20 protein-coding genes are annotated in these 23,893 nt (G+C 42.1%); 17 read left to right on the plus strand and 3 right to left on the minus strand.

Annotated features, from left to right (window positions below):
• The 12 genes from HRU80_09635 to HRU80_09690 all read left to right on the plus strand — a co-directional run bounded on the left by HRU80_09635 (position 1) and on the right by HRU80_09690 (position 12,925).
• Complete coding sequence (locus tag HRU80_09635) at positions 1-3,570, plus strand: hypothetical protein (protein QOJ29132.1); 3,570 nt, start codon at positions 1-3, stop codon at positions 3,568-3,570.
• Between the two features lie 26 nt (positions 3,571-3,596).
• Entirely contained in the window at positions 3,597-4,628 is a 1,032-nt protein-coding gene (locus HRU80_09640; protein QOJ29133.1) for a PorV/PorQ family protein, read from the plus strand.
• A gap of 73 nt (positions 4,629-4,701) precedes the next feature.
• The gene (locus tag HRU80_09645; GenBank protein ID QOJ30507.1) at positions 4,702-5,409 is read left to right on the plus strand and encodes an endonuclease III; all 708 of its coding nucleotides are present in this window, start codon (positions 4,702-4,704) and stop codon (positions 5,407-5,409) included.
• Positions 5,410-5,419: 10 nt separating this feature from the next.
• On the plus strand, positions 5,420-6,277 hold the full coding sequence (locus HRU80_09650; GenBank protein QOJ29134.1) for an EamA family transporter: 858 nt from the start codon (positions 5,420-5,422) through the stop codon (positions 6,275-6,277).
• Positions 6,278-6,320: 43 nt separating this feature from the next.
• The gene (locus tag HRU80_09655) at positions 6,321-7,073 is read left to right on the plus strand and encodes a CPBP family intramembrane metalloprotease (protein ID QOJ29135.1); all 753 of its coding nucleotides are present in this window, start codon (positions 6,321-6,323) and stop codon (positions 7,071-7,073) included.
• Complete coding sequence (locus HRU80_09660) at positions 7,070-7,789, plus strand: pyridoxine 5'-phosphate synthase (GenBank protein ID QOJ29136.1); 720 nt, start codon at positions 7,070-7,072, stop codon at positions 7,787-7,789. The genes HRU80_09655 and HRU80_09660 overlap by 4 nt, the downstream gene beginning before the upstream one ends.
• Positions 7,790-7,865: 76 nt before the next feature.
• Positions 7,866-9,431: a response regulator gene (locus HRU80_09665; protein ID QOJ29137.1), complete on the plus strand. Its 1,566-nt coding sequence runs from the start codon at positions 7,866-7,868 to the stop codon at positions 9,429-9,431.
• A complete protein-coding gene (gene tsaE, locus HRU80_09670; GenBank protein ID QOJ29138.1) occupies positions 9,431-9,856 on the plus strand; it encodes a tRNA (adenosine(37)-N6)-threonylcarbamoyltransferase complex ATPase subunit type 1 TsaE in 426 nt (141 codons plus the stop codon). Before HRU80_09665 ends, tsaE begins: the two co-directional genes overlap by 1 nt.
• Positions 9,846-10,505 (plus strand): tRNA (adenosine(37)-N6)-threonylcarbamoyltransferase complex dimerization subunit type 1 TsaB, encoded by a 660-nt coding sequence (gene tsaB, locus HRU80_09675; protein ID QOJ29139.1) that lies wholly within the window; start codon positions 9,846-9,848, stop codon positions 10,503-10,505. Before tsaE ends, tsaB begins: the two co-directional genes overlap by 11 nt.
• On the plus strand, positions 10,502-11,227 hold the full coding sequence (locus HRU80_09680; GenBank protein ID QOJ29140.1) for a DUF1573 domain-containing protein: 726 nt from the start codon (positions 10,502-10,504) through the stop codon (positions 11,225-11,227). Before tsaB ends, HRU80_09680 begins: the two co-directional genes overlap by 4 nt.
• Complete coding sequence (locus HRU80_09685; protein ID QOJ29141.1) at positions 11,227-12,066, plus strand: acetyl-CoA carboxylase carboxyltransferase subunit beta; 840 nt, start codon at positions 11,227-11,229, stop codon at positions 12,064-12,066. The genes HRU80_09680 and HRU80_09685 overlap by 1 nt, the downstream gene beginning before the upstream one ends.
• 7 nt (positions 12,067-12,073) lie before the next feature.
• Complete coding sequence (locus HRU80_09690; GenBank protein ID QOJ30508.1) at positions 12,074-12,925, plus strand: pantoate--beta-alanine ligase; 852 nt, start codon at positions 12,074-12,076, stop codon at positions 12,923-12,925.
• Here HRU80_09690 and HRU80_09695 read toward each other — a convergent pair.
• Entirely contained in the window at positions 12,914-13,639 is a 726-nt protein-coding gene (locus HRU80_09695) for a type III pantothenate kinase (protein QOJ29142.1), read from the minus strand. The genes HRU80_09690 and HRU80_09695 overlap by 12 nt on opposite strands.
• Entirely contained in the window at positions 13,636-14,418 is a 783-nt protein-coding gene (locus HRU80_09700; protein QOJ29143.1) for a biotin--[acetyl-CoA-carboxylase] ligase, read from the minus strand. The genes HRU80_09695 and HRU80_09700 overlap by 4 nt, the downstream gene beginning before the upstream one ends.
• A gap of 224 nt (positions 14,419-14,642) precedes the next feature.
• On the opposite strand from HRU80_09700, the gene HRU80_09705 reads away from it, so the two are divergent.
• Positions 14,643-15,077 (plus strand): Hsp20/alpha crystallin family protein, encoded by a 435-nt coding sequence (locus tag HRU80_09705; protein ID QOJ29144.1) that lies wholly within the window; start codon positions 14,643-14,645, stop codon positions 15,075-15,077.
• 67 nt (positions 15,078-15,144) lie between these two features.
• Positions 15,145-17,064, plus strand: coding sequence for a molecular chaperone DnaK (gene dnaK / locus HRU80_09710; GenBank protein QOJ29145.1), 1,920 nt, complete (start codon positions 15,145-15,147; stop codon positions 17,062-17,064).
• 46 nt (positions 17,065-17,110) lie between these two features.
• Here the strand turns inward: dnaK and HRU80_09715 are convergent, their stop codons facing one another.
• On the minus strand, positions 17,111-18,007 hold the full coding sequence (locus HRU80_09715) for a histone deacetylase (GenBank protein QOJ29146.1): 897 nt from the start codon (positions 18,005-18,007) through the stop codon (positions 17,111-17,113).
• 243 nt (positions 18,008-18,250) lie between these two features.
• Here HRU80_09715 and HRU80_09720 point away from each other — a divergent pair, with 243 nt between their 5' ends.
• Genes HRU80_09720 through HRU80_09730 form a run of 3 tightly spaced genes read left to right on the plus strand, consistent with a single transcriptional unit; the run spans position 18,251 to position 23,719 of the window.
• Positions 18,251-20,431, plus strand: a complete 2,181-nt coding sequence (locus HRU80_09720) for a UvrD-helicase domain-containing protein (protein ID QOJ29147.1) — start codon at positions 18,251-18,253, stop codon at positions 20,429-20,431.
• A 41-nt stretch (positions 20,432-20,472) separates the two neighbouring features.
• Positions 20,473-22,329 (plus strand): family 10 glycosylhydrolase, encoded by a 1,857-nt coding sequence (locus HRU80_09725; GenBank protein ID QOJ29148.1) that lies wholly within the window; start codon positions 20,473-20,475, stop codon positions 22,327-22,329.
• Positions 22,330-22,351: 22 nt separating this feature from the next.
• On the plus strand, positions 22,352-23,719 hold the full coding sequence (locus HRU80_09730; protein ID QOJ29149.1) for a 6-phosphofructokinase: 1,368 nt from the start codon (positions 22,352-22,354) through the stop codon (positions 23,717-23,719).
• Positions 23,720-23,893: the final 174 nt, after the last annotated feature.

The raw sequence follows: 23,893 nt of genomic DNA on the forward strand, positions 1-23,893 counted from the left end.
ATGAAAATTAAATTAATCATTACATTCATACTCTTTTCAGTGGTTCTGAGCGCTCAGGATCAGTATTTAAATTTAAACAAAGAAGTTAAGCGTTTTAGCTATGAGGACATGGTTCGTGTATTCGGGGAAAACTACCAGTCCGGCAAAATATATAAAACCGCCGGTGATCCGAGGGAAATCCGTGAGGTAATTGTCCGCGGAAACGCAATCACCACTGTACTCTTTAATTATGGTTCCATAACAAAGCCGAATTATCTTGGAAACAGGGCAGACCTGGTCTGGAAAAATCTTGGATACGGATTTGAATTTGGTCCTCTTGCTGCAGCTGAACTCCTCAGACCCAATGGCAGCGGAGGGTTTGATACACTTCGCATAACCAGTGACTCCTTTGTGCTTGCTTCACAGGGGGACTATTCACCAGACGGAACCCTTAAGTGGGGATGGCTTCCAAAGTCGGGCTATGCTGATCCTAACTCAAACGAGATCGCAAGACTTAACGCTCCTGATACTGACGGAGACGGCAAACCGGATTCATGGCCTGAAAGATGGTATTCTCCCGGGGCAGGGCGTTATATATGGCCGGCTTTCCTTGGAGATCAGGCAACCGCACCGGATGAAGAAGTCTATTTCGTTGTAGATGATTATACCAATCAGGAGTTTAATTACTATCCATTCCCTTCCGATTCTTCGAAAAGGGGAATTGGTCTTGATATGGAAGTAAGAAATCTTCAGTTCAATAATCCTCTTGCTAAAGATATATTCTTCCTGGTTTATCAGGTAACCAATGCATCAGAAAAAGATATAGATAAAATATTCTTTGGTATGCAGGGTGACCCGCATGTAGGCGGTCCTGCTGATTATGCAGATGACCGTGCATATTTCATTCCAGCATCTGGTCCATTAGCTGATCCTTATGTACAGCGTGCAAGAAACATGGTCTATGCCTGGGATGATGATATGAAAGGTGACGGCGGACTCCCAGCCGGTTATTTTGGATGGAAATTCCTTGAATCACCTACATCATCAGCTGATGGTATTGATAATGATGATGATGGAATTATAGATGATACGCCATTTAATTCGAAGGGTGTATTTATTGATGGTGTTACTATCCCCCTTAATACAGGTATTACGGATGTTGCAAAATATACTGCAATCTATGGTGCACCGAGACAAAGATGGGCAGGTGACGAGGACGGCGACTGGGATATCACTAAGGATGATATTGGTATAGACGGTATTGGTCCGGACTCTCCAAACTATCCCGGCCCCGATTATGGTGAAGGCGATGGTGTGCCTTCGCAGGCATTTTATTCTGATGTAAATCAGAATGGTGTATATGATGTCGGGGAGCCATTGTCAGATAATCAGCTTCCGGGTTATTTCTGGGCTGGGTCAGAGCCAAACTTTGGTGTCCGTGATATCACTGAGTCAGATCAGATCGGTCTTTCCTCATTTACGGCAGAAGCCTATGGTGCGACATTTCCGAGAGACGATGCTAAAATGTGGGAGTGGCTCTCGAAAGGTACCATTGATCCTAATCAGGAGCTCTTAAATGAACCAGGTGATAATATTTTCAACTTCGGTACAGGCCCACTTGGTCTTCATCGCGGCGAAACTCAGCGTTTCTCGATGGCAATTCTTTTTGGAAACAATCTGAATGATCTGGTACTCAATGCTGAAACCTCAACCCGTGTGCTTGAGTCTGACTATCGCTTCGCAAAACCACCAGAAAAACCTGTCGTTAAAGCTGTTGCAGGCGACAAAAAAGTTACTCTTTACTGGAATACTGAGTCTGAGAACTCATTTGATCCGTTCCTCAGAGCGTTCGATTTCCAGGGATATAAAATATACAGAAGCCGGGATTATACATTCTCGGATGTACTAACCATCACCGATGGTAATGGTGTTCCTTTCTTAGGACAGCCGTTGTTTAATTCCAATACCGGCAAGAATGCTCAGTTTGACCTAAAGGACTCACTGAGCGGCTTCCATCCTGTTGAATATGCAGGACGCGGAGTTAAGTATTATCTCGGTGATAATACAGGACTTGTGCACGAATATGTTGATTCCACTGTACAGAATGGTGTCCGCTATTTCTATGCGGTTGTTGCCTATGACGGCGGTTCAATCCTGTTTACTATACCTCCGACTGAAACCCAGGCGGTAATTGACCGTGATCCGATAACCGGTAAGTTCAAGTTCGATGTAAATACGGTTGAAGTTACACCTAACGGACTTTCAGCAGGTATCATCGGAGCGGAAGTAGGTATCGGCGGACTTCTAACACCATTAAGCGGCACTGTATCTACAGGTCAGGTGTCTGCAAAAGTTTTAGAAGATCTTCAGGTTCAGGATAAGTTGTTTTATCTCCAATTTGATGATGCAGTAACGTATACACTGCTCGATTCAACGGGGACCTCTGAATCGTTCAGGTCAAAAGATACGATTTTTGTTAATCTTTCAAATACCCGTATTCAGGCGGAAAGTTTCATCCTGAAAGATGCTGCGGGTAATACCATCGCTTCATCTAAATATATACTCAATCCTGAAGAAGGAAAGATCCGCAGTGCGGCGTTTGGTGATCTTCCGTTTAACCAGACATTCACCGCTACATACCGTTATTATCCTGTTTACAGGAGCAAGAATATTAAAGGTGAGGATGGCAACCATACCTTTAACGGCGTGAGAGTATATGTAAAAAATGACTCATTAAATCTTAATCTTTCAAAAACCAAATTCTCAAACAGTGACATTAACCTGAGAGCCAGTGTAACGCATCTGCCGGTTACCGTTGGTAACCCTACACTGCGCAGCAAGTACAGAGCTGACTGGGAAATCCGCTGGAATAACCTTGATACGGTTATGACCGTTACAGGTTCAGACACAACTTATAAGTGGGTTAATGTTGGTGATTCTGCACGTTCAGCTACAGGCGCTCTCCGGGTGCTTGCTCCGTTCACCATCTGGAATGTTACTGATAACCTTCCTGCGACCTATATCATTCGTGATGCGAATGATAAAAACCGCGGCCGCTGGAACTGGGGAGAGACGATAATTCTTCAGCCGCAGGGCGAAACTGGTCTTCGTACGAGTTACGAAATCATTATACGTGAACCAGCAGATTCGATTTCTCCGAAGATATTCCCTAAGGCAGGTGATATCTTTACGGTATTTAATAATAAACCGTTTGTAGCGGGAGACAGATATATTCTTGAGACAAAGAAAGCCTCTTTCAACAGCAGTGCAGCCAAGACCGGTCTTGAGAATGTTATTGTAGTACCAAATCCGTATGTTGGTTTCTCAACACTGGAAGAACCCGGCAACTCACCGACTGCAAGAGGTGACAGAAAAATCGAGTTCCGTAATCTGCCGCAGCGCGCAACGGTCAGAATATACACAATCTCAGGTGAGCTTGTTCAGACCATTGAAAAAGATGACATGACAAATTATGCTGTATGGGATCTTCTCTCCTACGAAGGTCAGAGAACCGCTTATGGTATTTATATTTATCATGTGGATGCACCTGGTGTTGGTGAAAAAATCGGCCGTCTGGCTTTAATAAAGTAACCGGGTAAGACAGGAGAAAATCAGATATGAAAAAGTATATTGTAAATGTTTTAGTATTACTCGCGCTTTTAAGTTCTGCTGCAGAAGCACAACTGCTCAGAAGTACGGCTAAAGTAGGAACCACAGCCGCTAACTTTCTTAAGATAGGTGCCGGTGCAAGAGCGCTTTCCATGGGAGGCGCTTATGCAGGAGTAAGTGATGATATATATTCTGCTTACTGGAATCCTGCCGGTATTGTTAATATGCCGGGAAGCGGCGGAGTTACCTTTAATCATGCAGACTGGCTTGCTGATATCAGTTATGATTATGCCGCGGCTGCACTGCATCTTGGTGACCTTGGTTCCATGTTCTTCACCTTAACATCACTTGGAGTTCCTGAGGAGCAGGTAAGAACTGTGGCTTATCCGGAAGGAGACGGCCGTTACTGGGATGCTTCCATGATGTCACTTGGCATAGGATATGCCCGCAAACTTACTGACAAGTTCTCAATCGGATTCCACTTTAAGTATATTCATGAATCAATCTGGAATACCAAATCATCCGGTGTTGCGGTGGATATAGGTACTTATTATGTTACTCCGTTTAATGATATGATCATTGGCGCCAGTATTTCAAATTTTGGCACAAAGATGCAGCTTGACGGACGTGATATTCTGTTTAATTACGATCCGGATGGTGATCCTTCAACCGGACCGGGTAATGTTCTCTCAAAGACAGATATGGGTACATTTGATCTGCCGCTGACTTTCAGACTCGGACTGGCTATGGTTGTATACCGTGACAGATATTTCAAGGTTACTGCCGCGCTGGATGCAACCCATCCAAACGATAATACTGAATATCTTAATTCCGGTCTTGAAGTTGGATATGATAACATGTTTTTCGTCAGAGGAGGTTACAAATCAATTTTCCTCAGGGATTCCGAACAGGAACTCACCTTTGGCGGAGGTGTCAGATATCCGGTAAGTGATCAGCTTTCACTTGAGCTGAATTACGGTTTCGCTGATTACGGACGTCTGAAAAATGTGCAGTATTTAGATCTCAGTCTCCAGTTCTGACAAAGAATTGTGGCTGTGATGTTATTGCTGAATGAATAATATCCCTCCTAAAAAAAATACATCTGTTTCCCAAATTCAGAAGAGAATCCTTAAAACGGATTCTCTTCTGATTGATTTTTATGGAATTCCAGAACAAAATAAAAAACCTCAGCCGGCCCTTGATGTGCTTATCGGTACGGTTCTCTCCCAGAATACCAATGATAAGAATTCTTATAAAGCATTCATTAATCTTAAAGAAAAATATCAGACCTGGCGCGAGGTAAAAGAACTGCCTTTAAAAAAACTTGAAAAAGAGATTAAGATTGCAGGGCTTGCTCAACAGAAAGCAAAAGCGATAAAGAGCATTCTTGAATTTGCTGACAAAAGGGGAGAATACTCCATGGAGTTTGTAAAGGAGATGGATCAGAGAGAGGCAATTGAATTGCTGACTTCTTTTGACGGTGTTGGTGTTAAGACTGCTTCATGTGTACTCCTTTTTTCTCTCAAGCGTAATGTCTGTCCTGTTGATACACATGTTAACAGAACACTGAACAGAATCGGGATTGCAGAATCATCTAATCCTGAGAAAACATTCTGGTATTTATATGATATACTGCCTGAGGGTATTGCTCACAGGTTTCACACAAATCTGATCCGGCTCGGGCGGGAATTCTGCATTCCGACGAATCCTTCATGTATGATATGTCCCGTTAAAAAAGTTTGCAAGTACGAAGGCAAAAATCCGGCAAAAGATGTAAAGCGCCGGTTTAACGATTTTCTTTTATTAGATAATCTGCATTAGGCAAGCGGCCGTGTGGTTAGTTTATGCTCTACTGAATCCGGTTGTGGATGCCTCAAGGAATGTATTCAGCAAGCGTGCATCCAGAACTATTGATCCTCTGCTTGTTACCTGGTTCAACAATCTTATTCCTGCTATTGTTTTTTCACCCGTAATTTTCTTTATTGAGATAAATTTTAACCGTGATTTTGTAACTGCTATTATCATTTCCGGTCTGAGCAATATCGCCACAGCGACGCTCTATCACAGGGCTATTTCAAAGGGAGATATCTCGGAAGTAGTACCGATGCTGAGTTTTACTCCACTTTTTTTACTGCTCAGCTCACCATTTCTTGTAAATGAAATACCTGATGCTGCAGGGCTGACCGGAATTCTCCTGATTACTGCCGGATCGTATATCCTGAATCTGAAGGATTACAAAAAGAATTTCCTTGCTCCTTTCCGGTCACTTTATAACAATAAGGGTACGCGATATATGCTTATTGTGGCTGTAATATGGAGCATCTCAGCTAATTTTGATAAGAGAGGTATTCAGTCTTCCTCAGTCTGGCAGTATGTGTTTTTTATCAATTTATTTGTTGTAACTGGTACAACCTTAATCCTTCTTATTAAGCGGAAATTACAATTTTCAGAAATCAATAAAGAGAGATACAATCTTTTTATGGTAGGTATTCTTACGGCTTTGGGATTTTTTTTCCATATGCATGCACTATCACTGGCCCTGGTTGCATATGTCATCGCGTTAAAAAGAACTGCCGGTTTGATTTCAGTTTTTCTCGGACATTTTTTTCTTGATGAACCTCATTTAAGAAAGCGGTTTGCCGGCGCCTTTATCATGTTTATCGGAGTTGTGATACTTGTTTTATTCTGAAATTGTAAAAGATATCAGACGGTTTTTCTCAGCTGCTGGAGGATTGGACAGAAAACCCGTTATTGTTTTTCTCGCTGTCGCCGTTTTACAGACGGTATCCTGGTACTATACTTCCCGCAGTTTCTTCATAAGAAACCTTCGGGAGCATTTTATACACTCAGAGGCTGATTTACTATCACTTCTTGAGTATTTATACTGGTTCATCGGTGACTTTTTTACAAATTTCGTAGTTCCTGTCCTTATCATCAGGTTTCTTTTCCAGGAAAAAGCTAAAGACTTTGGAATTACGACAGGTGATATCAAAAGCGGATTAGGATATACCGGAGTTTCTCTCCTGATAATGCTTCCGCTGGTCTGGTATGCCTCTTCAAGGCCTGAGTTTCTTTTGGTCTATCCGCATCTTCTCCCGGCAAGGGATTCCTGGGAGTTGTTTTTGTGGTATGAAACAGGCATGCTCCTTTATATGATATCCTGGGAGTTTATCTGGCGGGGATTTATGCTTTTTGGGCTCTATCCCAAATTCGGGTATTACGCTGTTCTGATTCAGATGATTCCATTTCTGATTCTGCACAATGGCAAACCTGCTCTTGAGACGTTTTCTGCCATTGCGGGGGGAATTGCTCTGGGAGCAATAGCACTCAGGACCGGTTCTTTTATCTATGGGGTAATTATTCATTTTGCCATCATGTTCGCGATAGATATTTTGGCGGTTTTAAGGTATAAAACGGGGGATTATGGATTAACCCCTGCATCTTTTGTAAATTTGATTCTTGAGTTATTTAAAGGTTTGAAATGAGATTTTGTATAAATGTTGATCATGTAGCCACCTTACGAAATGCCAGAAATGAGCGTGAGCCGGACCCGGTTACCTACGCGCTGATGGCCGAACTGGCAGGTGTTGACGGAATTGTAGTACACCTTCGGGAAGACCGCCGGCATATCAATGAACGGGATCTGGCTATTTTGAAAAGAACAATCAAAACAAAACTTGATCTGGAAATGGCAGCTACGGAGGAAATTATCCGGATTGCCTGTGAAATTAAACCGCAGCTTGCAACCATCGTCCCGGAAAAACGGCTGGAGTTAACAACAGAAGGGGGTATTTCTGTGGTTGATAATATCCAGCTGCTGAGTGATGCTATAAAAGAGCTTCACAAATATGAAATACCAGTATCGCTTTTTATTGAACCGGATATTAATCAGATAGACGCTAGCGCTGAGCTCGAGGCGGATTTTATCGAGATTCATACCGGAAACTTTGCGAACGCAAAAAAGGAAGAGGAGCAGTTTGACGAACTGGATAAAATACGGGTCGGGGCTAAGCATGCAAAAAAACTTGGTCTTGGCGTTAATGCCGGGCATGGTTTAGACTATAATAATATCAGAATTTTCCGGGAGCTGAAGGATATTGATGAGGTAAGTATTGGACATGCGGTTATTGCCCGCAGTATGTATGTTGGTGTTAAGCAGGCAGTTGAAGAAATGACCGGACTTATTAAAGGTCTGCGCTGATAAAACTGCTACTGAAATTTGACCTTAACTTTAAGGCAGAACGGCTGTCTAACACAAAATAAATAAAGAATATCAGATGAAAAAGAATATTTTATGGGTTGACGACGAGATTGAACTCCTCAGATCTCATATCATCCTGCTCACCGAAAAGGGTTTTAATGTATCAACCGTTACCAACGGAATTGATGCGATCGCCTCGATTAAAAGTTCGAAACCGGATTTAATGTTTCTTGATGAAATGATGCCGGGCATGGGGGGATTAGAAGTGCTGAGCAGGGTAAAAGAGGACTTCCCTGATATACCGGTGGTTATGGTCACCAAAAATGAGGAGGAGGGCATTATGAATGAGGCAATCGGATCTAAAATTGCCGATTATCTGACAAAGCCGGTTAACCCGAGCCAGGTATTCCTCGTCTGTAAAAAAATCCTTGATTCCAAGAAAATTGAAAGTGAATACGTTCAGAAGGACTATCTTCAGGATTTTAATCAGATCAATATGCTCCTTACTGAACGGCTTAATCATGAGGACTGGATTGATATATATACCAAACTCACGAACTGGGAAATTGAACTGGATAAATTTTCCGAAATCGGGCTGCATCAGTCACTTGCCGAACAGAAGAAAGAATGTAATAAAGAGTTTTCCAGGTTCATTGAAAAGAATTTCACGAAGTGGGTGAACACACTTTCAGTTTCTGATCGTCCGTTACTTACACCGGATATTATACCTGAATACGTGCTGAAACATGTTAAAGAAAGCCAGGCACCGGTATTTCTCTTTGTAATTGACTGTCTCCGCCTTGATCAGTGGCTTATCATGGAAAAACATCTTAGCCAGTACTTTGATATAAAGAAGGATTATTATTATTCTATTCTGCCCACCGCTACCTCGTATGCGCGAAACTCCCTTTTTGCGGGGCTTTTTCCTTCAGAAATAGAGAAATATTATCCTGATCTCTGGAAGGGGAGTGATGAGGATGAAAAGAGCATGAATAAATTTGAAAAGGATTTTCTGCAGTTATTACTTGACAGAAAGCGAATCAAACTCCGCAGTGATCTTAAATATATAAAGATTATTGATCCTGAAGTAGGCAGGAATTTTGAGCAGAACATACTTTCGTACAAGAACAGTCACTTTACCGCAATCGTGGTTAATTTCCTTGACATGATGGTCCACGGCCGTTCAGATTCCGAACTGCTAAAGGAAATTGCTCCGGATGAACCGGCGTACAGATCTTTGACTGAATCCTGGTTTATACATTCATCACTTTTTGCCACATTTAAGGCTATTTCCAGAATTAAAGGAGCTAAGATTGTGATTACTACTGATCATGGAAGTATCAGAGTGCAGCGCGGAGCCAAGGTTCTCGGTGATAAAGAGACTTCTACTAATCTCCGCTTTAAATACGGCAGAAATCTGAAAGTTGATGAAAAAAATTCCATCTTCATCAAAGACCCGGCCGAGTATAAACTGCCGCGGAGAGGGGTTACGATTAATTATATCATCGCCAAAGAAGATTATTATTTTGTTTATCCTACTGATTACCACCGTTATCTGAGTTATTATAAAGATACATTTCAGCACGGCGGTATTTCCATGGAAGAGATGCTTCTCCCGGTAATTTCAATGGATGCAAAGTAATGTACTCAGCAAGAGAAATTGAGATTCATTCATTTGAGTTACTCAGAAAGTTTGCGGATGAGTTCAGACAGAAACTCAGGCCGGGCGCACTCATTTTTCTAAACGGTCCGCTTGGTTCCGGGAAAACCACTTTTGTGAGAAATCTGGTTGCCGGATTTGGTATTAATGAAACTGCGTCTCCATCATTTACTCTGATTAATGAATATAAGGGAGGCGGTTTACGGTTCGCTCATGCAGATTTTTATCGCCTGAAATCAGCTTCTGAACTGTTTGAAATTGGTTTTCATGAGTACCTTGAGAGCGAGGATATTTTGATAATCGAATGGGCTGAATTGTATAAGGACTCTCTTCCGGAACCGGACTTCATCCTTCAGTTTTCCAATGAGAGTGATGCCACAAGAAAGGTGACTCTGTATGAACACTAAAAAGCCGGTACTTGCCATTGAGACCTCCGCAAAACTTTGCGGGGTATCGGTTTATTTCGACAGCCAGAGGTATTTTACCATGCACCGGCTTGAGGAAAGAAGCCATGCCAGAAAACTTGCCGGAATGATTCAGTATGCTCTGGAAAGCCAGTTGATAACTTCTTCTGACCTTGCATTTGTGGCAGTATCCGGAGGCCCCGGCTCGTTCACCGGGCTGAGAATCGGGTTTTCTGTGGCAAAAGGACTTTGCTTAGGAGCTGGAATTCCGCTTAAGAGAGTTAATACCATAGAAGCGATAGCCTTTGAATCTCTTGATTTTATAGAAAATGAAGAGACTTTTACCGTTGCTCTGAAAGTAAACAGGAATGAGGTTTTTTTTAGAAGGTTTCAAAAAAAGGGGGATTTTTATAAATTTGCAGGTGATTTGCTCACAATTGAGAACAGCCGGGTTACCGATTTAACTCAGAAAGGTGAGTTAATTATATGTAACTTTGAACTTGAAGAGCGAAGGTTTTTACGGCGGGAGTACCCGTCTCCTCAGAAAATTGCTGAACTGGCTCTGTTATCAGATGTAGAGGCTGAGGAAGAAATTGATTTTTTAGAACCGGAATATGTTAAAGATTTTCAGATTGTAAGGAAGGATAAATGAAAAGAATATTCATTTTTGTCTTATTAATGCCGCTCATGATGTTTGCTCAGCTGAGAGGCCCGAAAATTAAAACGAATGCAGATATTCATGATTTCGGAGAGGTTGAACAGGGAGCAGCCGTTAAATATAATTATATGATTTCAAATGACGGTGACGATACCCTCAAAATAGCAGGCGTTCTGACTTCTTGCGGATGTACCGTTGCGGAATTAAGTAAAAAATTCCTTTTACCGGGAGAGACCATTCCGCTCGCAGTAGATTTTAATACAAAAGACAGGGTGGGTCCTCAGTTAAAATATATAACGATTACATCAAACGATAAGGATAAACCGGTTCTAAAACTGACCATAACCGGGAAGATTAAAGAATCAAAAACAGTCGTTAAAAACTCCGACGGCCCGAAAATTCAGTTCACCAGAGATCAGCATGATTTTGGTATTGTTCAGGAAGGCAAAGTTGTGGACTTCACTTTTGAATATACCAATTCAGGGAAAAAAGACCTGGAAATAAAGGATGTTAAGACTTCCTGCGGCTGTACGGCAGCAGTAGTTAGCGGCAAAAAACTAAAGCCGGGTGAAAAAGGAACATTAAAAGTTGAACTGGATACTTCAAACCGTATGGGACGTATGAGCAGGGTAATAACCGTTTCAAGTAATGATCCCGATCAAAGTCAGAAAATTCTGACCATATATGCGGAAGTAGTCAGGAAAGATAACAAATAATGGCTTGGTTTAAAAGGAAAACAGACAATATATCAGGGGATACACAGAAAAAGGATCTCCCGGAAGGTATGTGGGAAAAATGCCCCGGCTGCGGAGAAATACTTCATAAGAAACAGCTTGAAAATAACTACTGGGTCTGCCTGAAATGTGATTATCACTTCAGGATCGGAAGCAATGAGTATATAAAAATACTTCTTGATGAAGGCAGTTTCAAAGAGATCAATAAGAAAATGAGATCCGCTGATCCATTGCAGTTTACGGACTCTAAAAGATATACTGACAGGATTGATACAACTATAAAGTCCACAGGTCTTTATGATGCTGTCAGAACCGGTATTGGGGAGATTGAAGGCAAAGAAGTTGCAATCGGCATTATGGATTTTAAATTCATCGGCGGCAGTATGGGATCTGTTGTCGGAGAAAAACTTGCCCGGCTGATTGAAAAAGCAATAAAAAACAAATGTCCGCTTATTATCATCTCTGCCTCCGGTGGGGCGCGAATGATGGAAGGGGCACTCAGTCTTATGCAGCTTGCCAAAACAAGCGCCCGACTGACCCAGCTCCATGAAGCCGGACTTCCTTATATATCCATTATGACCGATCCTACCACCGGCGGAACTACTGCTAGTTACGCGATGCTTGGTGATTTTAATATAGCGGAGCCGAAAGCACTGATTGGATTTGCCGGCCCGAGAGTGATTAAGCAGACAATCGGTAAAGATCTTCCTCCCGGATTTCAGACCTCTGAATTTCTGATGGAGCACGGCTTTGTTGATCTCGTGATAAGCCGTAAGGAAATGCGTTCAACACTTGCCAATCTTATCAATCTGATTTCCTGAGGAGTATATCCGGATTATAAGAAATGCTTCTGATTTTCAGAAGCATATGGGTTCATTTTCCTCAGCCGGGAAACGTGTTGGTTTTGTCCCCACGATGGGCTATTTGCACGAAGGGCATCTATCCCTTATCAGGCAGTCTGTTGCTGAAAATGATGTTACTGCCGCATCTATATTTGTAAATCCGGCACAGTTTGCAGCGCATGAGGATTTATCGACGTATCCGCGTAATGAGCAGCGCGACCTTGAATTGCTTGAATCTGCGGGATGCGATATAGTATTCATTCCGGTACCTGAGGATATATATCCTCCCGGATTTCAAACCTATGTAACCGTTACTGAGATAACCAGTATTCTGGAGGGGGAATTCAGACCGGAACACTTCAGGGGAGTAACAACAGTGGTCACAATCCTTCTTAACCTTTCACGCTGCAATAACACCTACTTTGGCAGGAAAGATGCCCAGCAGGCTGCTGTAATAAGCAGAATGGTTAAAGACCTGGCTATTCCTGCTGCTGTTCATGTTTGTCCTATTGTCAGAGAGACTGACGGGCTGGCGATGAGTTCACGCAATGTATATCTGAATACTGAGGAAAGAGAAGAAGCGCTTACGCTGTTTAAGTCACTTCGAATCGCTGAAGACTTAGTATTACAAGGGGAGAGAGACACAAAAGTTATCAGGAGTGCAATGACTGATTTATATGCGGGTCTTCGTGAATATGAGCTTCAGTATATTGCCTTTACTGACGCAGAAAGCTTTAAGCTGATAGATATTGTTAAATCTGGGCAGCCGTTCTATATTTTGATAGCCTGCCGGATCGGGAAAACCCGGCTGATAGATAATTTCCTGTTAACTGTTTAGTTTTACAAGCATCCGGATTCCCAAAGCAACCAGATTTTCTTTATATATAGCATCAAGCTGAAGCACATCCTTTAAGAATAAACCGTTACCTCCCGTTATAAAAATCTTCGCCTTTCGGGCATAATGTTTAGCATTAAGCTCCAGATACTGTTCTATGCCCTTCAGTAAGATGATAACTCCTGACATCATGGCATCTCTGGTATTTCTCCCCTGAATGTATTCAGGCATATATTTCTCAAGAAGGGGGAGTGAACCGGTGTAATCGTGCATTGATTTAAGCATAGTGTCAATACCAGGTGCTATTATCCCGCCTTTATATATCTTATCAGCAATAATGTTAACAGTTATGCAGGTGCCTGAGTCAATTACAAAGATGAGATCATCAAACGGAGCAAGGTGCAATGCCCCCGCGGCAGAGCATATTCTGTCATTGCCGAGCGTTTCTGGAGTGTCGTATTCAAGATGAAAGTTCATCCGGCTTGAGGAGCTCACCTCAATCACCACTTGAGCATATTTTTCAGGAATACTGAGTTTTATTTTATCAGTAGCTATCGGATTTACGCTGCATAGCCCGATTTTTTCCGGATTTGTTTTCTTTAATAATTCCGGCAGATCTTCAGCTTTTTCAAGAATACCAGATGATGTTATTGCATCGCTGTCAAACAGGTGATATTTTGTTCTGGTATTACCTGCATCAAGTGTCAGAACTTTCACGAGATACTAACTTCACCAAAATTATATTTGAAAACTCTGCCCCCTTCATTAAGCATCAGTGCACCGCTGAGGTCAACATCTTCAAAAATTCCTTCATAGACATTGGGCCCGTTTTTTATAACAATCCTTTCGCCAATAAGACTGCAGCCGGACTTCCATTTTTTCAGGATGGACTGCGGGTTTGAATCAATCTCAATAATTAATTCTTCAAGTGAATTGAGCACGTGAGCAAAGAGCTTTTCGCGCTCAACCGGTGATTTTGCCTCAAGTTTGATTGAAGTAGGGGGTACAGGATGCTTCCCGGCAAATTCGTTTTGGTTAACATTTATTCCCGCGCCTAAGATTGCATGCTGAAATTTATTTCCTGAAAACGAGGTTTCCGTCAGAATTCCCGCCACTTTTTTTCTGTTCAACAGAACATCGTTGGGCCATTTAAGATCGGTTTTAAGAAGGTAAAGACTCTCAATGGCTTCACCGATATAAACAGCTGACCCCATATTTAAGAGATTCAGATGTTCAGGAGCTATAACATCTTTTTTTAAGAGTACTGAAAAAAGGAGATTTTCTCCTTTATTGCTCAGCCAGATTCTGTCTTGTCTTCCCCTTCCTGAAGTCTGGAATTCAGCAAGCACCGTAGTCCCGCTTTCACTTTGCGGGCTTTCCTTCAGGAAAGTATTTGTTGATTCAATTTCTTCAAAGTAGAGAAATTTTCTTCCAAGCCATTCTGTATCAAGCCGCAGGGAGAATGCTTCAAAGTCAAATAGTGATTCGTTTTTCATGATTTGTCAAAATGATACTAAAATTTGTCAAAAAGTATTCGAGTGTGCCAGATGTGCATATTGTACGACAAAATTAAACACTCTTCATAAATTTGGAATAAAATCATAAGTTATTGTAATATAAGGACTTATGAAGATTATCGAGTTTGGCACATGCTTTGTATTAATAGGGCATGAAGTTAATAATAAATAAAAATAAACAAAATTATAAAGGAGATACAACAATGACACTCGTAAGATTTGAACCTTTCAAAGAACTCGAATACCTCAATAACCGTCTGAGAAGGATTTTTGATGAGACTCCGGTTACTGTAAAGGAAACTCCGGGAATCTTTAATCCCAGACTGAATGTTTTCGAAGATAATCAGAATCTTTACATTGAGGCTGAAATACCTGGTGTAAACAAAGAAGATCTGAAAATCAGTTTGCAAGATAACACAATCACTATCAGCGGTGAAAAGAAGTTTGAGGATGAAAAGAAGGAAAAGAACTACTACCGCGTTGAAAGACGGTATGGAAGTTTCCGCCGCAGTTTCTCCCTGCCTGTTGAGGTGAATGACTCAAAGGTTGAGGCAAAATTCGAAAACGGTGTGCTTAAGGTATCACTTGAAAAAGTGGTTGAACAGCAGCCGGAAGAAAAAGTAATAACTATTCAGTAACATATCACATCAGTAACCGAAGGACGGCAGTAAAGCCGTCCTTCACATTTATAGACAGGAGCAGCCAATGGGCAAAATAATAGGAATTGATCTTGGAACCACAAACTCGTGCGTTGCAGTACTTGAAGGCAACGATCCGGTTGTGATTCCTAACTCGGAAGGAGGGAGAACCACTCCGTCCGTTGTAGCATTTACCAAATCAGGAGACCGCTTGGTAGGTCAGCCGGCAAAACGCCAGGCAATCACTAATCCCCGGAATACCATTTTTTCCGTAAAGCGCTTTATGGGACGCAACGTCAACGAAGTGAGCGATGAACAGAAAATGGTTCCGTATGAAATCGTTACAGGAGACAATGGTTCAGCACGTATTAAAGTGAATGACCGTGTTTATTCAGCACCGGAAATCAGCGCGATGACTCTTCAGAAAATGAAGAAAACAGCAGAAGACTACCTTGGGCAGGAAGTAACTGAAGCTGTTATTACCGTTCCGGCATATTTTAACGATGCACAGCGTCAGGCAACAAAAGATGCTGGTGAAATTGCAGGTCTTAAAGTCCGCCGTATTATCAACGAGCCGACTGCGGCAGCATTGGCCTACGGTCTGGACAAAAAGAATAAAGAACAGCTTGTTGCAGTTTATGACCTTGGTGGCGGAACATTTGATATTTCCATTCTTCAGCTCGGTGACGGTGTCTTCGAGGTAAAATCTACCAATGGTGATACACACCTCGGTGGAGATGACTTCGACCAGAGAATCATCGATTTTCTTGCTGATGAGTTCCTGAAATCTGATGGTGTTGATCTCCGTAAGGATGCAATGGCCCTTCAGAGATTGAAGGAAGCCGCAGAAAAAGCAAAGATTGAGCTTTCATCTTCAAATTCAACTGAGGTAAGCCTTCCGTTTATCACTGCAACCCAGGAAGGTCCTAAGCACCTGAATATCAATCTGAGCAGAGCTAAGTTTGAACAGCTTGTTGACGACCTTATTGAACGCTCGAAAAAACCCTGTATTCAGGCGATGAAAGATGCAGGAGTGAACGCAAGCGAGATTAACGAAGTGATTCTTGTCGGCGGTTCAACCCGTATTCCAAAAGTTCAGGAAGTTGTTAAACAGCTCTTCGGTAAGGAGCCGCATCGTGGTGTTAACCCTGATGAAGTTGTTGCAATCGGAGCTGCTATTCAGGGTGCAGTACTGACCGGTGAGGTGAAAGACGTTCTCCTTCTCGATGTAACTCCTCTCTCTCTCGGAATTGAAACCCTGGGCGGAGTAATGACAGTGCTGATTCAGGCAAATACTACCATCCCGACGAAGAAGAGTGAAGTATTTTCAACTGCGAGCGATAACCAACCCTCAGTTGAAATTCACGTACTTCAGGGAGAAAGACCAATGGCTTCTGACAACAGAACTCTTGGGAAATTCCACCTTAATGAAATTCCGCCTGCACCAAGAGGCGTTCCGCAGATTGAGGTTTCTTTCGATATAGATGCGAACGGCATTCTGCATGTATCTGCAAAAGATAAAGCTACCGGTAAAGAGCAGAGTATCAAGATTACTTCTTCGAGCGGACTGGATCCTGCTGAAGTTGAAAAGATGAAGAGAGAGGCCAAAGAGCATGCCGCAGAAGATAAAGCGAAAAAAGAACTGATTGACACAAAAAATCAGGCCGAAAGTCTGATTTTCCAGACTAAAAAGCAGATTGATGAACTCAAAGATAAAATAGCTCCGGATGTTAAAGAGCGTCTTGAATCTGAGATAAAGAAACTGGAAGATGCAGTTGCTTCAGGTAATCTTGAAACCATGAAGTCAGCTCTTGAGTCAATGAATAAAGTATGGAACGAAGTAGCACAGCAGCTTTATAGCCAGCCTGGTGCCGGAGCTCCCCCTCCTCAAAATGGCCCTGCACAAGGAGGTGGCAGCACAGAGAAAGATAAAAAACCTGATGTTCAGGATGCTTCTTACGAAGTAGTTGATGACGATAAAAAGTAACTGATGTGCCCCGAAGGAAGCCCGGTTTTCAAGTGCCGGGCTTTCTTCATTTATAAAGCTCCTTAACGACCCGGTAGGTATTAATATGCGCCTCAACTGTAAGTGAGATAGGAACAGCATATCCTCCCCCCATAGCCAGCGAAACCGGTATTCCTCTTTTTTTACATTCTGATAACACCATTCTGTCACGCTCTTTTAAACCCGCGAAGGAGAGGTCAAGGCGGCCAAGCCGGTCTTCCCTGAGGGGATCAACACCTGCCTGATAAAGTACGATATCAGGATTTTGATCAAAGAGGGAGGGGAGATGCTTACCCAGAATACCGAGGTATTCATCGTCTTCCATATTATCTATGAGGGGGATGTCCAGATGAGAGTTCACCTTCTTAAACGGATAATTTTTTTCACCGTGCATGGAGAAGACAAATACATCCTCACTGTCCGAAAATATGTCAGAAGTACCATTTCCCTGATGCACATCGAGATCTACGATGAGCACTTTTTTTACCAGTTTTTGACTGAGAATCAACTGCGCGGCCACTGCCTGATCGTTAAAAACGCAGAAACCCTCTCCTGATTCCCTGAAAGCATGGTGTGTACCTCCGGCAAGGTTTCCCGAAATTCCAGTTTTTAACGCTTCAAATGCCGCAGAAATTGCTCCTCCGACTGTTGCGAACGATCTGACAGCTAGCTCCGGGCTCCACGGGAAACCGATTTTTCTGATTTGCATTGGGGTCAGGGTTCCGTTTGAAACCGATTTTATGTAAGCCGGGGAGTGTACCGAGGCGACTTCATCTTCGGAGGCTATCCGGGTCTGGTGCAGTTCGGACAACTGTAATACCCCTGCTTCAACAAGCCCCTCTCTGAGCAGACGGTATTTCTCCATTGGGAATCGGTGTCCTTCCGGAAGTGGTATGGTATAGTGGTCGGAGTAAAATATTTTCATAAAGTAAAGTTAATTATGCATTTTATTCAAAAGGCAGAGAAGCAAAAAATTGAGTGTCCGGCCTGATTTATCTTATTATACCGCTAATTCTCTATTGTTCACATATTTATGAAAAAGAGGGAATATTTACAGTTTTCTCTCTGAAACGGTGAGAAGCGGAAAAAATTTCGGAAAATTTTTAGATTTACTTTTCGGGGTGGTTTCCGTATATTTGCACTTTAATTTTTCAAAAAATAGGTCGGCATGTTAAATCTTAAGTCTCTTAACAAAAATCAGAGAGAAGCAGTTGAATATGTACAAGGACCGGCGTTAGTAGTTGCCGGCGCCGGCTCGGGGAAAACTAAAGTTCTTACTTATAAAATTGCCCACCTTATCGAGAATAATTTCAGCCCCGAAAACATTCTTGCGCTGACTTTTACCAATAAAGCAGCAAAAGAAATGAAGGAACGGATACACGGGCTGATCGGTGAAAGTGCACAGCATCTCTGGATGGGAACGTTTCACTCAATTTTTGCCAGGATTCTCAGAACAGAGGCTGCCAGCATTGGATATACCTCCAATTTTTCTATATACGATACAGAAGATACCCATTCAGCGGTATCAAATATCATCGAAGACCTTCAACTGAACAGTGATGTAATAGTTGCATCCAAAGTCCGCAGGCGCATCAGTTATCTGAAAAACCTGATGATTTTCCCTGATGAGTTCAAGAAGGATCACATTAAAAACCCAACTGACGAATATATCGCGCGAATTTATGAGGTGTACCAGCAGCGCCTTATTGAAAACAACGCGATGGATTTTGAAGATCTCATCCTTAAACCGCTTGAACTGTTTCAGAATGACAAAATTCTGAAAAAATATAAAAAGAAATTCCTATATATCCTTGTGGATGAGTTTCAGGATACCAATAAAGCGCAGTATGAAATCCTTAAAAGACTCTGTTCAAAAGAGGGTCACATTACTGTTGTAGGTGATGATTCACAGAGTATATATTCATGGAGAGGGGCTGAAATCGGAAACATACTCAGTTTTGAGTCTGATTTTACCAAAGCGAAAGTCTTTAAACTGGAGCAGAACTACCGTTCTACGCAGATGATTCTGCAGGCGGCTGATTCGGTAATCAAGAAGAATTCACGCCAGATTGAAAAAACTCTCTGGACGGAAAATCCAATAGGTGAACAGCTTTCACTGCTGAAATCCTCCGATGAAAAAGAAGAGGCTATCAGAATTGCTAAGCTGATAAAGGAAGAAATCACACGCCATAAATACGCTCATAGTGATTTTGCCATCCTTTACAGAACGAATGCCCAGTCACGCACGTTTGAAGATGTATTCCGTAGAGAAAGAATACCTTATGTAATTATCGGAGGTATTGAATTCTACAAACGCAAGGAAGTTAAAGACCTGATCGGTTACCTTAAAGTCCTGACCAATCCTCGTGATGAAGAAAGTCTGCTGCGTATCATGAACTTCCCGCAGCGGGGAATCGGCATGACCACTATTAAGCGGATGATCGGTTTTGCCAGGAAGCATGAAATAACCCTTTTTGAAACAATGACCCGTGTATTCGAGGTTATTGATATAAAAGAGCGTATTCAGAAGAATGTGAAGAATTTCAAAGGACTTCTGGATAAATATATTGTTTTACGGGAAAAACTTTCACCCGGTGAACTGACGCGTGCACTGATAGATGAACTGGGTATTGTGCAGATGTTCAAAGAGGATGCCACACATGAGTCCATGGAACGTCTTCGCAACGTTGAAGAACTGCTTTCCGCGATAACCGAATATTCTTCGGCTAACCCTGAATCTACCTTGGATGACTATCTCCAGGAGGTAGCTTTAGTTACTGATCTAGAGATGGTGGACGACAAACAGAATGTGGTAAGTCTGCTTACCGTTCACAGCGCAAAAGGACTTGAGTTCCCGCTGGTTTTTGTCAGCGGACTTGAAGAGGATATATTTCCGCTTTCAAACCGTTTCAGTTCTGAGGCGACAGAAGAGGAAGAGAGAAGATTATTCTATGTGGCAATAACCAGAGCCCAGAAGAAAGTATATCTTTCTCATGCACGTTCACGTTACAGATTTGGCGAGGTTGCATATCAGAACCGCTCTAAATTTATTGATGAGGTAAACCCTGCAACCATCAATTTTGATGATCCGCTTGCTAACAAACGCCTTGAGCGGAAATCAAAGAAGGAACTGATGGAGGAAACCTTTGCCACGATGGATTATATTGATCCGGTAATTATCAATTCAATGATAAAGATTGGAAGCAAAGTGTATCATGATACCTTCAAGATGGGCAAAGTAACTCAGATTATTGGTACCGGAGATAATCAGAAAGTTACGGTGCAGTTTGACGGTAATAACATTAAGCACCTTATGCTGAAATATGCCAAATTAAAAGTTTTGCATTAATTTTGAGGCGGGTTATTCCCGCCTTTTTTATTGGAGTTTCGATGACCAAATTTTTTGTTGTACTTTTTCTCACACTAACTTCCTTATCATTCACTCAGGAGTTCAGGGGAACCTGGATCGCCCGCAATACGCTTTCATCCAAAGAATCGCTTGCCTATGCAATGGATAGCCTTGCTAACAACAATTTTAACGTTGTGTTTATCAACGTATGGAGCAGGGGATATCCGCTCTGGAAAAGTGATGTATTCAAGCGTGAAACAGGAGTTGAAATTGACCCAACTTATGCCGGTAGAGATATCCTGGCTGAGGCAATTGCAGAGGGGCATAAACATGGTCTTCAGGTAGAAGCATGGTTTGAGTATGGATTTGTGGGAGGGTGGACTGGAAATCAGCCTGCTGGTGCAAAAGGACCGATATTTAACGCACATCCTGACTGGGTAGCAAAAAAGCAGAATGGCGAAGAAATTGACGGCAGCAATTTTTACTGGATGGTTCATACGAGAAAAGATGTTCAGGATTTCATGATTGAAATGCTGACTGAAATGTGCCGTAAATATGATCTTGATGGCATTGAACTGGACCGGATCAGATATTCAAGTACTGATTACGGATATGATGTCTACACGGATAGTTTATACCGCGCCGAGAATAACAATAATCCTCCGCCACAAATTGGTTCGGATCCTAACTGGATTCGCTGGCGGGCAGATAAACTGAATGAATTTGTGGCACGCGCTTACGATTCAATAAAATCAGTCTCGGAGCATATCAATGTTTCAAATGCTCCCTCACTCTATAGTTCCAGTTCTTATACGGCCTATAACAGTTTCTGTCAGGATTGGGTCTGGTGGGTAAATAACGGTAAGGTTGATAACGTACAGGTACAATCTTACGTCACCTCCTCTTCATCTTTTAGCGCCATACTTGACTATATATCAGGCAGCTTAATTACTGATAAATCAAAGGTTTACCCTGCGTTAGCTGTCAAACCAAATAATACACAGCTTTCCAATACCGTGATCGAAAGTATGATTCAAACAACACGGAGCAAGGGATTTAAGGGAAATGCCATCTGGTATTACACAGATCTTGTGGGTATTTTTCCTTTTATAAAGAGTTCCTTGAATCAGAATAAAGCCTACGTGCCTCACTCTTCACCAGACTGGAGGGAGCATTATGGGATTATTAATCATACCGATACTGCATTTGTAGTTAAAACGGGAGCATGGTATAGTAATGGATTAGCAGGTAATCAGGGTTTTTCACTTTCAGCTAACGGGGGTGCTCCGGCTGCAATTGATTATTATGCTGATATAGATGTGGCTGGGTACTATGATATTTACTCATTCAATGTTACAGCAACAAACAGAACAGATTCGGCTAAGGCAATCCTGACTGATACATCAGGTATGAACAGTGAATACTTTATACCTCAAAATAATCCTCTTCTTAAAAGATGGTATAAAATAGGTACGGTATTTCTCAATAACGGGAGAAAAAGAATCGTCAGGATGGAAAACTCGAACCTTTCGATCGGTGAAATAATGAATGCAGATGCTGTTTATTTCAAACTAAACCGGCTGCTTTCCCCGGAGCCTGTAACCGGAATTCATGATAAAAAAAAAGATAAATCTGAACTGAATTTCCGCCTGGGTGCATACCCAAACCCCTTTAATTCGGCCACCAGACTGCGTTTTAACCTGCCAAAAGCATCTGATTTCCGGATTAAGATTTTTGATATTCTGGGTAATACCGTGAGTAATATTAATTATGTCAATGCTGAATCCGGTGAGAAAGAATTGTCAATTACGATGAACAATTTTAGCAGTGGCATATATTTTGCTAATATCAGACAGGAAAATTTTTCACAATCAGTAAAATTAGTCTTGCAGAAATAAAAGAGAACGGAGAATAAAGAAGATGATCGCACCTAAGAGACTTGCGATACTTGTAGGCGGAGGTCCGGCGCCGGGAATAAATAGTGTTATCGGAGCAGCAACTATCCGGGCTGCAATTGAAGGAATAGAAGTTATTGGTATCAGAGACGGATTTCAATGGATAATGGAGGGGGATATTTCACATGTAAAAGAATTGACCATACAAAATGTTTCACGGATTCATTTCAGGGGCGGATCCTACATTGGCATTTCAAGAGCGAATCCTACAAAAAATCCTAAACATCTGGAAAATACCGTTACGTCGTTGTTACGCCTTAATGTTGATAAACTGATAACCATCGGCGGAGATGACACCGCTTTCAGCGCCATGAAAGTGGAAGAAATGGCCAACGGCAGGATAAAAGTGGTTCACGTGCCAAAAACCATTGATAATGATCTGGATCTGCCGCTCGGAATTCCGACTTTTGGATTTCAGACTGCACGTCATCTCGGCGTTGAGATAGTAAAAAGCCTGATGGTTGATGCCCAGACTACCAGCCGTTGGTATTTTGTGGTAACCATGGGAAGAAAAGCCGGTCATCTGGCTCTCGGGATAGGAAAGGCAACGGGTTCAACCCTGACGCTTATTCCTGAAGAGTTCCCTGAAGGTGTCAGTAAACTTTCACATGTTGTGGATATCCTGGCTGGTGCTATTATAAAACGCCTCAGCTACGGTAAAACTGACGGTGTTGCTGTTCTCGCTGAAGGATTGGTTGAGCATCTTGATCCCAAGGATCTTGACGATCTGGTGAATATTGAGCGTGATGCCCATGACAATATCAGAATAGCCGAGATAAATTTTGGAGAAATCCTGAAGGCGAAAGTTCAGAAAAGACTTAGGGACTTCAATCTCAAGGTCACTATTGTGGCTAAAAACATAGGTTACGAACTCAGATGCGCGGATCCCATTCCTTATGATATGGAATATACCCGTGATTTAGGATTCTCTGCCTCCCAGTTCATTCTTGGTGGCGGAAATGCAGCTATGGTTTCAATCCAGAGCGGTCATTTTGTGCCGCTGTATTTCACCGATATTCTGGATCCAAAGACGAAGAAAACTAAGGTTAGAATGGTTGATACCACGTCTGAGTCTTTCTACATAGCCCGCCGTTATATGCTCAGACTGAACGAGGGGGATTTTGAGGATCCGCATGAACTGGCCAAATTTGCAGCCACCTGCGGACTTTCCCTGGATAAATTCCGGGAGCAGTTCTATTATCTTATCGAAAACGATATGCTGTATCGTCACATGAAGGATGGAAAGATTAAGCTGAAGGGAACGGAGACCAATCTGGCACATCAATCCCAGCCTTACAGCGGGGATGACGACGATCATCCGATGAATATCTGATGTTATAAGGCTGTCATTAACCTGACAGCCTTTTTTTTTCTGGTCAGGAATTACTTTTATTTGTCAGAATCTTACCAAAAGTAAAGACCAGAATGGAAAGAATAATTAACCAGGCTGCTGAAAGGAAGAGAATTCCTCCTGTGCTCATTTGATCTCCTTATCTTCTTTTAGGTA

It is taken from the genome of Ignavibacteriales bacterium (assembly GCA_015709675.1).
Classification (GTDB): Bacteria; Bacteroidota; Ignavibacteria; order Ignavibacteriales; family Ignavibacteriaceae; genus H2-BAC3.